We start from the raw sequence: 12791 nt of genomic DNA, 5'->3' as shown, positions 1-12791 counted from the left end.
CGCGTCCGGGAAGATCCCGGACGCGCCCGGCGCTTCTGTGGTCACTTCTCCCGCAGGCCCACCTTCGCGTGCAGCGCCCGCAGCGGCTTCGGGGCCCACCAGTTGCCCTTGCCGACCAGCCGCATGAAGGCCGGGACCAGGGCGCCCCGGACCAGCGTGGCGTCCATCAGCACCGCGAGCGCCAACCCGATCCCGATCGCCTTGAGATAGACGATCCCGGAGATCAGGAAGCCCAGGAACACGATGGCGATCAGCACCGCAGCGGCCGTGATCATCGAGCCGGTGCGCTCAAGACCGCGCGCGACCGACGCCTCGTTGTCCCCGGTTCTGTCGTACTCCTCCTTGATCCGGGACAGCAGGAACACCTCGTAGTCCATCGACAGCCCGAACGCGATGCAGAACAGCAGCACCGGCACGGTCCAGGTGATCGAGTCCGTGACCACGAAGTCCCCGACGATGCCCTCCAGATGGCCGTCCTGGAAGCCCCACACCAGCACGCCCAGCGTGGCGCTCAGACTCAGGCAGTTGAGGATCAGCGCCTTGAGGGGCAGCAGCAGGGAGCCGGTGAAGAGGAACAGCACGGTGAAGGAGCTGGCGGCGATCACCGCGAGGGCCAGCGGCAGCCGGGCGTTCATGGAGTCGATGGAGTCGGTGAGTTCGGCCGCGGGCCCGCCCACCTGGACGGGGTGGGGCGCCGGGAGGTCTCTGATGTCCGCGACCAGCGCGCGGCCCTCCTCCGAGAGCGACTGATGGCTCGGCACCACGGACAGATAGGTGCTGTGGTCGGAGGCGAAGCGCTGCGAGAGGGCCGTGGGCCGCTGCACCAGCCGCCCGTCGGTGAACGTCCCGGCCTCGCTGTCCACCCGGGACACATCGCCGAGCTTGGAGAGCCGCTCCGCGTACGGGGCCACATTGCGGTCGCCGGGCCCGGGGGTGCGGTCGAGGACCACGTTGAGCGCCTGGGTCTCCTGAGCCGGGAAGGTGTCCCGGATGTCGGTGCCGACCTGCCGGGCCTGGCTCTGGGCGGGCAGCACCCGCTCGTCCGGCAGGCTCAGCCGCAGATCGAGGAAGGGCGCGCCGAGCAGCAGCAGAAGCGCGGTGACGGCGCCCGCGACGGGCAGCGGGAAGCGCATCACCCCGGTGGCCAGCCGGTGCCAGAAGCCTTCCCGTGAGCCGTCTTCCACGGAGCCGTCTCCCACTGAGGGCGCGCGGCGGCGCCCGATGCGCCCCTTCTCGATGCGGTGGTCCAGCACCTTCAGCAGCGCGGGCAGGAAGGTGAGCGAGACGAACGCGGCGAGCAGGGCGGTCGGGATCCCCGCGTACGCGAACGAGCGCAGGAAGTAGAACGGGAACACCAGCAGCGCCCCCAGCGCCAGGGTCACCGTCACCGCGGAGAACAGCACGGTACGGCCCGCGGTGCGCAGCGTCGTCGCGATGGCCTGATCGGTCTCCGCGCCCTGGCCGCGCTCCTCCCGGTAGCGCTTGATGAGGATCAGGCTGTAGTCGATGGCGAGGCCGAGCCCGAGGCCGGTGGTGACGTTGCTGGCGAGCGCGGAGACCTCGGTGAACAGGGTCAGGACGCGGATGACCAGCAGCACCGACAGGATGGTCAGCCCGCTGACCATCAGCGGCACCAGGGCGGCGACCACGCTGCGGAACACGAACAGCATCACGATCAGCAGGACCGGGAAGGTCACCGCCTCGATCTTGATGAGGTCCTTCTCGGTGGTCTCGGACATCTCCTTGTCGGCGAGGGCGTTGCCGCCGACCCGGATGTCCAGCCCTTCGGCGCGGTGTTCGTAGCGGCTCTCCAGCCGCTTGAAGGTGTTCTGGACCTGGTCCTCGTCACCGGTTATCCGGGCCATCAGCAGCGCCTGTCGGCCGTCCTTCGCGCGCAGCGGCTCGGCCTTGCCCAGCGACCAGTACGACGCGGCCTGCTCGACGCCGCGTTCATGGGCGACGCGCTCGGTGAGCCGGGCTCCGGCGGCGGCCACGGCGGGGGAGTCCACGCCCCGTTTGTCGGAGATGAGCAGAACGAAGTCCGGGGCGCCCGCCCGGAATCTGTCGTCCATGACCTTCGCGGTCCGCGCCGATTCCGTCGAGTCGTCGACGAACCCGCCGGCGGACAGCTCCTGGATCACTCCGCCGCCCAGCGCGCCCGCTATGACCAGCAGCGCTCCGGACAGATACAGCACCAGTTTGCTGCGGCGGCAGGTGAACCGGGCCAGTGAGGCGAACAATTCGGCTAACCCTTCTCGCGCCGCGCCTTTCCCGGCAGGTGGTTGACCCGCAGGGCGCGCAGCAGCGTGGACGGTGCGGCCAGGGAACTGGGGTGGGTGCGCATGTACGTCACCGAGTTGAACCGCACGGCGACGGACCGGTCCGTGATCGAGGCGTCGGCGATCTGCTCGGCGAACCACTTCGAGACGCGGTAGCCGCGTGGATACGGGCCGGTCACATCCGGCCGGGCCAGATCGGCCGCGGTGGATATCTGCCAGGCCGCGTCCACCACGACGCGCTGATCGGCGAAGAAGCCGCGGGCGGGGGCGTCGAGGTCCGGCCGGGAGCGCAGATACTCCGACAGGGCCGAGGCGTGCAGGGTGGCCGAGGACATGCCCTGCCCGTAGATCGGGTTGAACGAGGCGACCGCGTCCCCGACGCTGATCAGCCGGGCCGGGAACCGGCTGAGGAGATGGAAGTCACGGCGGCGGCTGTCGGCCTGGTGGTAGGGGAGGATCTCGCCGAGCTGATCGCCCGCGACCGCCTCGCGGTAGACCGGCGGCAGCTCGCGGCACAGCGCGCGGAACTCCTCGACGTCCCGGATCGGCGACTGCTTCCCGTAGTTGGCCAGAGTGATCAGCCAGCGGTCGTCCTCGATGGCGGTGATCGCGCCGCTCGCCACCCGGGGCGGGGTCGCGGTGGGGGTGCGGTAGGCGATGGCGGCGGCCAGCTCCGGGTCGGCGCTGGTGCGCCGGAAGTAGCCGGTGGCGTAGTCGATGTTGATGGCCATGCGCCGCATCGCGGGCCGCTGCCAGCCGTTCTTCTCCAGCCACTCGCCGAGCTTGCTGGCCCGCCCCATCGCGTCCACGACGAAATCGGCCTCTTCGACCCATTCGTCACCGCTCGCCCCGCACCGCACCCCGCTGACCGCGCCCGCGCGGAACTCCAGGCCCCGGGCGCGGCAGGTGAGGACCTTCACATTGGGCAGCGCCAGGGTGCGGCGGCGGACCAGCGACTCCAGGAACGGGCGGCTGCTGGAGAGCAGCCCCATCGTGCCGTCGCTCACCTTCGGGACGCCGTCGGCGTAGGCGCGGATGGTGTACGGGGACGAGAGGAGCGCGCCGCCCGCCCTCGCCTCGTCCTCGAACCCGGGGAACAGCCGCCGCAGCTGCATCCGGCCGCCGTGCATCAGGGTGTGGAGCTGTCCGTCGTGCGGGGTACCCGGCCTCGGGGACGCGGTGTCCGGTAACGCGTCCCGCTCCACGATCACCACGCTTTCGGCGTGGTCGGACAGCACCCGCGCCGCCAGCATTCCGGCCATACTCCCGCCGAGCACCACCGCCTTGCCCATCAGGACCTCGGTTTTGGTGATCGGTTCGTCCGTACTGAGCCGGGCGAACACACGGGCGGCTGACTCCATCACGAGACCTCCAGACCGGTTATATGCATCAACCAGGCACTGTGGGGTAGGCGCCCGAATCCGACTGACGAAGAGAGAGAAAAGTTGTGCCTGCCCTGACCGATTCCGATGCCCCCGCCGCAGTCCGGCACCCCATGCTCCACCGCGCCATCAAGCGGCGCAAGAACCCTCCGCTGCGGCGCAGTGACATCACGGTCACGAAGGAGAAGGACGTTCACCGGGCGGTCAAAGCCGCGGCCCTCGGAAACGCCATGGAGTGGTTCGACTTCGGGATCTACAGCTATCTCGCCGTCACCATCGGCAAGGTCTTCTTCCCTGGCGGGAGCGCCACGATCCAGGTGCTGTCGTCCTTCGCGACGTTCGCGGTGGCCTTTCTCGTACGGCCGTTGGGAGGTATGTTTTTCGGGCCGCTCGGTGACCGCATCGGGCGCAAGAAGGTGCTGTCCTTCACCATGATCATGATGGCGACGAGCACGCTCGCCATCGGCCTCATACCCGGCTATCACTCCATCGGTTACGTCGCGCCCGCGCTCCTCATCCTCTTCCGGATGCTGCAGGGATTCTCCACCGGTGGTGAATACGGCGGCGCGTCCACGTTCATCGCCGAATACGCCCCCGACAAGCGGCGCGGCTTCTTCGGCAGCTTCCTCGAATTCGGCACCCTCATCGGCTATACGGCCGCCGCCGGACTGGTCACCATCCTGACCGTGACGCTCTCCGACGACACGATGATGTCCTGGGGCTGGCGCATCCCGTTCCTGGCCGCCGCCCCCATCGGGCTCGTCGGTCTCTATCTGCGGCTGAAGCTGGACGAGACGCCCGCCTTCCAGAAGCTGGAGGAGGAGACCGCGGCGCAGGAGCGCACCACGCTCCCGTTCTGGCAGGTGTTCCGGACCCAGTGGCGCGCGATGGTGCTGTGCATGGCGCTGGTCGCCGCGTACAACATCACCGACTACATGCTGCTGTCGTACATGCCGACGTACCTCTCGTCCACGCTCCACTACAGCGAGACCAGCGCCCTCGTCTCGATCATCATCGTGATGGTGGTGCTGATGGCGGCCATCACCTTCGTCGGGCGGCTCTCCGACCGCGTCGGCCGCAAGCCGCTGCTGCTGGCCGGGTCCATCGGCTTCTTCGTCCTCGCCGTGCCGTCCTTCCTGCTCATCAAGCAGGGCGGCATCGTCCCCGTCTTCGCGGGGCTGCTGCTGCTCGGCATGTGTCTGCTGCCGTACGTGGCCGTGATGTCGGCCTCCCTGCCCGCGCTCTTCCCGACCGATGTGCGCTACGGCTCGCTCTCCATCGCCTTCAACATCTCCGTGTCCCTCTTCGGCGGCACCACTCCGCTGGTCGTGGAGGCCATGGTCAGCGGCACCGGCGATGACCTGATGCCCGCGTACTACACGATGGCCGCGGCGATCATCGGCATCATCGCCTCGGCCGTGATGAAGGAGACGGCCCGTCAGCCGCTGGAGGGCTCGCCGCCCGCGGTCGCGACCAAGGAGGAGGCCATCGCCCTGGTCGAGTCCCAGTCCCCGCAGTCCCAGCGCCTCTGACCCTGAACTACGCGAGACCCCTCAGCACGGCGGCGGTCTCCGGGTCGGCCGGGAGGAACGTCTCGATGGCCAGCTCGGAGACGGTCACATCCATCGGGGTGTTGAACGTCGCGATCGTGGAGATGAACGACAGCACCCGGCCGCCGTGCTCGATCATCATCGGCAGCGCGAACGGCGCGTGCCCGCCGCCGGTGGCCGACTCCCGGCCACCCGCCTCGGGCAGCGGATAGCCCGCCACCTCGTCGTACAGCTCGCGCAACGGTGCGGAGCGCATCAGCGCGAGCTGGCGGTCCATCTGGTCCAGCAGATGGCCGCGCCACTCCCGCAGATTGCGGATGCGCGGGGCGAGCCCGTCCGGGTGGAGGGTGATACGCATCGCGTTCATCGGCGGGGCGAGCAGATGGTCCGCCACGCCCTCCAGCAGCATCCCGATACCCCGGTTGGCCGCCAGCACCCGGTACGTGCCGTCGAGCACCAGCGCCGGATACGGCTCGTAGCCGGTCAGCAGCCGCTCCATCCCCTCGCGCAGCGCGCTCATCGACGGATCGTCCACCGCCCGCTCCGGGTAGTGCGGCGCGTATCCGGCGGCGATCAGCAGCGCGTTGCGCTCCCGTACCGGCACATCGAGGTGGTCGGCCAGGCGCAGCACCATCTCCTGGCTCGGCCGGGACCGGCCGGTCTCGATGAAGCTGATGTGGCGCGCCGAGGAGTCGGCGCGCAGGGCCAGCTCCAGCTGGCTGATCCGCCGCCGGTCCCGCCACGCGCGCAGCAGCGCGCCCACCCCGGGCGGCGCGACAGTTGTCATGCCCCGAAGGTAGCGGAACCCCGGCGGCCCCCGTGGCAGGGTGGAAAGCCGAGCCATCACCTGACGAGAGGACCCGCCATGGCAGTCGAGCCGCTGGCCCGCGACGAGATCGAGGAGCGTCTGGAGCAGCTGCCCCGCTGGTCGTTCGCGGACGACCAGCTCTCCCGTACGTACGTCTTCGACGGGCATCCGCAAGCCGCCGGGCTGGTCGCCGAGGTCGCCCGGATCCAGGACGAGCTGGGCCACCACTCCGACCTGACCCTCGGCTACAACAAGGTCACCGTCACCGTGAACACCCACAGCGTCGGCGGCAAGGTCACCGAACTCGACTTCGGGCTCGCCCGCCGTATCGAGGCCGCGGCCCCCGGACGCGGCGCGCGGGAATCGTGACCAAACCGCTCCCCGACCGGCTCCGAATACCCCATGAAGGGTTCCGGTGGCGGTCGGAGGAGTTGAGGCATGGGCGGGCAGCGGCAGCGGATCGCCGTCGTCGGCAGCGGGGTGGCGGGGCTCACCGCGGCGTACGTACTGCAGCGCACACATGACGTCTCGCTGTACGAGGCGGACGACCGGTTAGGCGGCCACGCCCACACCCACCATGTGGCCGCCCCCGGGGGCAGGGTGTGGGCGGTCGACAGCGGGTTCACGCTCCACAACGAGCGCACCTACCCGCAGCTGCTCAAGCTCTTCCGCGAACTCGGCGTCGCCACCCAGGAGTCCGCCTTGAGCATGTCCGTGGTGTGCGAGGGCTGCGGGCTGCAGTACGCGGGTGCGCGCGGGCTGCCCGGGCTGCTGGCCCGGCCCTCCAACGCCGTCCGCGGCCGCTACTTACGCATGCTCACCGAGGTCCCGGCCTTCCACCGGGCCGCCCGCCGCCTGCTGGACCGGGCGCCGGACGACACGGTCACCCTGCGCATGTTCCTCACCATCGGCGGCTGGTCGCGCTACTTCGTCTCCCACTTCATCATCCCGCTGGTCTGCGCCGTCTGGTCCTGCGACGCCGAGTCCGCGCTGCGCCACCCCGCCCACCACCTGTTCCGCTTCCTCGACCACCACGGCCTGCTGTCGGTCACCGGCGCCCCGCCCTGGCGAACGGTCACCGGCGGCTCGCGCACCTACGTCGAACGCGTCGCCAAACAGCTCTCCGCCCTCCACCCCTCGGCCCCCGTACGCACCGTCGTCCGCCACCCCGACGGCGTCGACATCGTCACCGAGGACGGCGAACACGCCCCGTACGACGCCGTCGTGATCGCCGTCCACGCCGACCAGGCGCTGCGGCTGCTGGAGCGCCCCACCGACGAGGAACGCGACATCCTCGGCGCCTTCCCGTACTCCCGCAATGAGACCGTCCTGCACACCGACCCCACCCTGCTGCCTCCGGGCCGCCGCGCCCGGGCCGCCTGGAACTACCGGATGCCGTCCTGCGCCACCCCCTTCGGCCGGGCGCTCATCAGCTACGACATGAACCGGATCCAGCGGCTCGACGCACCCCGCGAACACATCGTCACCCTGGGCGGCGGCGAGCGCGTCGACGAGAGCCGGGTGCTGGCCCGCATGGTGTACGAACACCCCATCCACACCCCCGAGTCGGTGGCCGCCCAGCACTGGCTGCTCACCCTCAACGACCGCGTCACCGCCTTCGCCGGGGCCTACCACGGCTGGGGCTTCCACGAGGACGGCTGCGCCTCCGGCGTACGGGCCGCCGCGGCCCTGGGGGTGCGCTGGTGAACCACCCGCGCGCCCGCCACCCCGCACAGGAGGGCATGGAGTGACCGAACTGCACCCCATATCCGGCGCCGTCCCCCGCCCGGCCGTCGACGCCGCCCGCTGGCCCGCCGTGGCCCACCGGCCCGGCCCCTCCCGGCCCCGTGACGCGCTGGCCCGGCCGCTGGTCCGGCGGGCCCTGGCCCGGCTGCCGCTGCGGGTGCGGTACGGCACCGGGCCCCTCCTCGGCACCACCGGGCCGCTGCTGGAGATCGCCGACCCCGAGGCGTTCGTCCGGCGCGTCGGCCGGTACGGGCTCATCGGCTTCGGCGAGTCGTACCTGGCCCACGAGTGGGACGCCGAGGACCTGGTGGCCGTGCTCACCGTGTTCGCCGAGCACGCCGACCGCATCGTCCCCCGCTGGGCGCGGCCGCTGCGCCGCGCCTGGGCCCCGCGCCACCCCGTCGGGCAGTACAACACCCTGGAGGCGGCGCCCAAACACGTCCACCACCACTACGACCTGTCCAATGAGCTGTTCGGGCTCTTCCTCGACCCCACCCTCAGCTACTCGGGCGCCCTCTTCGACCGTCTCCCCGCCGTCTGGGACGACCTCGCCGACGCCCAGCACCGCAAGATCGACCGGCTGCTCGACCTCGCCCGGGTCGGCCCCGGCACCCGGCTGCTGGACATCGGCACCGGCTGGGGCGCGCTGGCGCTGCGCGCCGCCCTGCGCGGGGCCCGCGTGGTCACCGCGACCCTCTCCGAGGAGCAGCGGCGGCTGGCGGCGCGGCGGGCCCTGCGCGACGGGCTCACCGACCGGATCACCCTGCTGCTGTGCGACTACCGGGAGCTGGAGGGCCAGTACGACGCCATCATCAGCGCCGAGGTGATCGAGGCTGTCGGGGCGGCGTACTGGCCCCGCTACTTCACCACCCTGCAGAACCTGCTCGCCCCCGGCGGCCGGATCGCCCTCCAGGCCGTCACCATGCCGCACGACCGGATGCTCGCCACCCGCCACACCTACACCTGGATCCAGAAGTACATCTTCCCCGGCGGCTTCCTGCCCTCCGTGACCGCCCTCGAACAGTGCGCCGCCCGCCACACCCGGCTGCGCCTGGTCCGCCGCGACGCCTTCGGCGACCACTACGCGCAGACCCTGCGGCTGTGGCGGGAACGTTTCACCGCCCGCGAGGCGGAGGTCGCCGCCCTCGGCTTCGACGCCACGTTCCGCCGCATGTGGACCTTCTACCTCGCCTACTCCGAAGCGGGCTTCCGCGCCCGCTACCTCGACGTCCAGCAGATCCTGCTCCAGGAGGCAGACCGATGAGCGACGTGGCCCCCACCCTCGCCCCGATCGCCGAACGCCTGCTCGGCGGGCCGCTCCCGGTGCGGCTGTGCGCCTGGGACGGCAGCGAGGCGGGCCCGCCGGACGCGCCGCGCGTCGTCCTGCGGTCGCCGCGCGCGGTGCGGCGGCTGCTGTGGCAGCCCGGCGAACTCGGCCTCGCCCAGGCGTACATCAGCGGCGACCTCGACGTCGAAGGCGACCTCACCGACGCGCTGCGCGCCGTAGGCCACGCCCTGCGCGAGCACTCCGCCACCCCGTCCCGGGTCGGGCTCGCCGCCCGCGCCCGGGCCGCCGCCCGCACCGCCCGGATCGGCGCCATCGGGCCGCCGCCGTCCGCCCCCGCCGCGTGGCAGGGGCCGCTCAGCGAGTTCTACGAGCGGCTGCTCGACCCCTCCATGGCGTACTCCTGCGCCTACTGGACCAGCCACGACCCCTCGTACGGCCTCGCCGACGCCCAGCGCGACAAGCTGGAGGTCATCTGCCGCAAGCTCGGGCTCGTCCCCGGCGCCCGCCTCCTCGACGTCGGCTGCGGCTGGGGCGCCCTCGCCCTGTACGCGGCCGACCGCCACAAGGCGCAGGTCACCGCCGTCACCCAGGTGCCCGAGGAGCGGGACTTCGTACGCGAGCGGGTCGACGAACTGGGGCTTGGCCAGTTCGTCGAGGTCGTGCTGAGCGACTACCACGATCTGCCGGGCGGTCAGTACGAGGCCGTGGCGTGCGTGGAGACGGGCGAACAGGTCGGCCACGACCAGTACCCGCGCCTCGCCCGCACCCTGCACGGCATGCTGCGGCCCGGCGGCCGCGCCCTCGTCCAGCAGCTGTCGCGAGCCGCCACCGGGGGCGGCTTCCTCTCGCTGGACGCCTACCTCACGCCCGGCCTCCACACGCGGCCCCTCGGCGACACCATCGGCCTGCTGGAGGCCGCCGGACTGGAGGTGCGCTCCTCCGAGTCCCTGCGCGAACACTACGTCCGCACGGTCGGCGCCTGGCGGGAGGCGCTGGAGGCCCAGTGGGACGCCCTGCGGCTGCTCGCGGGCGACGACATCGCCCGCAGGTGGCGCCTCTACCTGGCCGGTGGCGCGCTCGCCTTCGAGGAACGCCGCATGGGCGTCGACCAGATCCTCGCCGTACGGCCCACGGGGCGCGGCGTCAGCGGCATGCCGGACACGCCCGCCGCGTGGTATCCGGCGCTGGAGGTGGCATGACCGCTTTCCCCTGGGGCGCCTTCGGTATCTCTCTCGTCTACAGCGCCATCGCCCCCCTGGCCATCACCCTCCTCACCTTCCTGGTCGCCCTGGCCAAGGGAGTCCACCGCATCGTGGACGTGGCGTGGGGGCTCGGGTTCACCGCCATCGCCCTCGTCACCTTCGCCGCCTCCGACGGCCACGGCGACGGGACGCGGCGGCTGCTGGCCACGGTGCTCACCGCCGTCTGGGCGCTGCGGCTCGCCGTGCACATCGGCGTACGGCGGTGCGGGCACGGCGAGGACGCCCGCTACGAACGCCTCCTGGCCCGGGCCCCCGGTAACCGCCACCTCTACGCCCTGCGCGTCCTCTACCTCCCCCAGGCCGCCCTGATCTGGCTCGTCTCCCTCCCCGTCCAGGCCGCCCAGTACGCCACCGGCCCCCTGGGCCCGGCCGCGGCGGCGGGCGCGGCGCTCTGGCTCCTCGGCCTCACCTTCGAGGCCGTCGGCGACTCCCAGCTGGCCCGCTTCCGCGCCGATCCGCGCAACCGGGGCCGCATCATGGACCAGGGCCTGTGGCGGTGGACCCGCCACCCCAACTACTTCGGGGACGCCTGCGTGTGGTGGGGCCTGTTCCTGCTGTCCTGCGTGACGTGGCCGTCCGCCCTGGTCTCCCTGATCTCCCCGCTGGTCATGACCTACGTCCTCACCCAGGGGCGCGGCAAGGCCCTCCTGGAACGCCACATGGCCGACCGCCCGGCGTACGCCGCCTACGCGGCCCGAACCAGCGGCTTCCTCCCCCGCCCCCCAACCAACCCGTGACCCAAGCCGCGCGGCCTTCCCCGCAGTACCAATATGCGGCTCCGCCGCGTGGCGGGCTCCGCCCCGGGCCCCGCTCCTCAAGCCGTGCCCCGGGCCGGGGGCAACGCTGGGCGCGGCGCAGGTGGTGTGTCCCCCACCCCGCCCCTTCCCGAAACCGGGGCTCTGCCCCGGGCCCCGCTCCTCAATCGCCGGAGGGGCTGAAGATGGCTGATGCGGCCCCCGAAGCCCGCGCCCCGGGCCCCTGTGGGGCTGCTGTGCCCCCGGACCCCCGTGGGGCTCCGTTCTCGGTGGGCGTGCGCCCGCTGTTCAGCCTCTCCGGCGATTGAGGAGCGGGGGTGTGGGGGCGGAGCCACTGCTTTCGGGAAGGGGCGGGGTGGGGAACAACCCACGGTCAGGCGCCGTGGCGGGCGTCGTGGAAGCGGGCGGCGGCCTCGGCCAGGTCCACGATGGGGGGTGGGTAGGAGGAGAGGTGGCCCGGTTGGTGGGCCAGTTCGGGCACCCAGCGGCGGACATAGGCGCCGTCCGGGTCGAAGCGACGGGCCTGGGACAGCGGGTTCAGGACCCGGTTGGGGCGGGTGTCCGTACCGGTCCCGGCCACCCATTGCCAGTTGAGCTGATTGTTCGCCACGTCCCCATCCACCAGCAGATCCAGAAAGTGCCGCGCCCCCACCCGCCAGTCCACGTACAGCGTCTTCGTCAGGAAGCTCGCCACCAGCAGCCGCGCCCGATTGTGCATCCACCCCTCCGCCGCCAGCTGCCGCATCCCGGCGTCGACGAGGGGGTAGCCGGTGCGCCCCGCCTTCCAGGCCGCGACGGCGGTCTCGTCGGACCGCCAGCGGTCGCCGCGCGGGCGGTAGTCGGCGCGGGAGGCGTCGGGGCGGGCGGCGAGGACCTGGTGGTGGAAGTCGCGCCAGGCGAGCTGCCGTACGAAGGCGTCGGCGCCGGGCCCGCCGGACTCCCGGGCCCGGCGCACCAGCTCCACGGGGGAGAGGCAGCCGAAGTGGAGGTAGGGGGAGAGCCGTGAGGTGGCGTCGCCCGCCAGATCGTCGTGGCGGTCGGCGTACGCGCCAAGACCCGACCGCAGCCACGCGGTGAGGCGGCGGCGCCCGGCCCGTTCGCCGCCCTCGGGCAGCCCGGGGGAGGGACTGCCGGAGGAGGCGAGCGAGGACACGGCGGTGAGCGGTTCGGACCGCACACCGGACGGCACCCGCACATCGCGCGGCGCGGCCAGCGGTCTGCGCAGTTCGACGCCCTGCCAGGCGCGGTAGTAGGGGGTGAAGACGGCGTAGTGGTCCTTTCCGGACGGGGCTACGGTGCCGGGCTCGGCGGCGGTGAGCACGGCGCCGTGCACCTCCAACGCCGAGCCCAGCGCCTCCCTCAGCCCCGCCTCCCGCCGCCCCGCGAACCCGCTCACCCCGCCCGCGATATGCACCGACCCGGCCCCCACCTCCTCGGCCACGCGGCGGATCTCCTCCACCGCGTCACCCGTACGGACGACCAGACGGCCCCCGCGCTCCCGCAGGCCCGCGTCCAGGTCGGCCAGCGCGTCCCGCAGGAACGCCACCCGGTTGGGCACGGCGAACCCCGCCGCCGCCACTCGGCGGTCGACGACGAACAGCGGGACGACCTGGTCGGCGGAGCGGATCGCGGCGTGCAGCACGGGGTTGTCGCGCAGCCGCAGGTCGGAGGTGAAGACGGCGATCGAGGTGCTGGGCTTTGAAGGTGGGGTCACCTCTCTC

At 72.0% G+C, this 12791-nt stretch carries 10 protein-coding genes; 6 read left to right on the top strand and 4 right to left on the bottom strand.

Going from position 1 to position 12791, the window contains the following annotated elements; translation table 11 throughout:
• Positions 1–41: 41 nt before the first annotated feature.
• Together ACWC5C_RS32860 and ACWC5C_RS32855 are read right to left on the bottom strand one after the other, a co-directional pair.
• The gene (locus ACWC5C_RS32860; RefSeq protein WP_450881445.1) at positions 42–2240 is read right to left on the bottom strand and encodes an MMPL family transporter; all 2199 of its coding nucleotides are present in this window, start codon (positions 2238–2240) and stop codon (positions 42–44) included.
• Between the two features lie 5 nt (positions 2241–2245).
• Positions 2246–3640, bottom strand: a complete 1395-nt coding sequence (locus ACWC5C_RS32855; protein WP_450881443.1) for an FAD-dependent oxidoreductase — start codon at positions 3638–3640, stop codon at positions 2246–2248.
• Between the two features lie 134 nt (positions 3641–3774).
• Here ACWC5C_RS32855 and proP point away from each other — a divergent pair, with 134 nt between their 5' ends.
• On the top strand, positions 3775–5193 hold the full coding sequence (gene proP / locus ACWC5C_RS32850) for a glycine betaine/L-proline transporter ProP (protein ID WP_450881451.1): 1419 nt from the start codon (positions 3775–3777) through the stop codon (positions 5191–5193).
• A gap of 7 nt (positions 5194–5200) precedes the next feature.
• Here the strand turns inward: proP and ACWC5C_RS32845 are convergent, their stop codons facing one another.
• On the bottom strand, positions 5201–5998 hold the full coding sequence (locus tag ACWC5C_RS32845) for a helix-turn-helix domain-containing protein (protein ID WP_450881441.1): 798 nt from the start codon (positions 5996–5998) through the stop codon (positions 5201–5203).
• A 78-nt stretch (positions 5999–6076) separates the two neighbouring features.
• Here ACWC5C_RS32845 and ACWC5C_RS32840 point away from each other — a divergent pair, with 78 nt between their 5' ends.
• The 5 genes from ACWC5C_RS32840 (at position 6077) to ACWC5C_RS32820 (ending at position 11052) form a co-directional block, all read left to right on the top strand.
• Positions 6077–6388, top strand: coding sequence for a 4a-hydroxytetrahydrobiopterin dehydratase (locus ACWC5C_RS32840; protein ID WP_450881439.1), 312 nt, complete (start codon positions 6077–6079; stop codon positions 6386–6388).
• Between the two features lie 69 nt (positions 6389–6457).
• A complete protein-coding gene (locus ACWC5C_RS32835; protein WP_450881437.1) occupies positions 6458–7726 on the top strand; it encodes an NAD(P)/FAD-dependent oxidoreductase in 1269 nt (422 codons plus the stop codon).
• Between the two features lie 40 nt (positions 7727–7766).
• Positions 7767–9029: a class I SAM-dependent methyltransferase gene (locus tag ACWC5C_RS32830; protein WP_450881435.1), complete on the top strand. Its 1263-nt coding sequence runs from the start codon at positions 7767–7769 to the stop codon at positions 9027–9029.
• The gene (locus ACWC5C_RS32825; RefSeq protein ID WP_450881433.1) at positions 9026–10252 is read left to right on the top strand and encodes a class I SAM-dependent methyltransferase; all 1227 of its coding nucleotides are present in this window, start codon (positions 9026–9028) and stop codon (positions 10250–10252) included. The genes ACWC5C_RS32830 and ACWC5C_RS32825 overlap by 4 nt, the downstream gene beginning before the upstream one ends.
• Complete coding sequence (locus ACWC5C_RS32820) at positions 10249–11052, top strand: DUF1295 domain-containing protein (protein ID WP_450881431.1); 804 nt, start codon at positions 10249–10251, stop codon at positions 11050–11052. Before ACWC5C_RS32825 ends, ACWC5C_RS32820 begins: the two co-directional genes overlap by 4 nt.
• A gap of 391 nt (positions 11053–11443) precedes the next feature.
• Here the strand turns inward: ACWC5C_RS32820 and ACWC5C_RS32815 are convergent, their stop codons facing one another.
• Complete coding sequence (locus tag ACWC5C_RS32815; protein WP_450881429.1) at positions 11444–12784, bottom strand: cryptochrome/photolyase family protein; 1341 nt, start codon at positions 12782–12784, stop codon at positions 11444–11446.
• Positions 12785–12791: the final 7 nt, after the last annotated feature.

The sequence above is a fragment of the Streptomyces sp. NPDC001700 genome (assembly GCF_053596435.1).
Note: the sequence above shows the minus strand (reverse complement) of the source record. Positions and strands in the feature narration are given on the sequence as shown.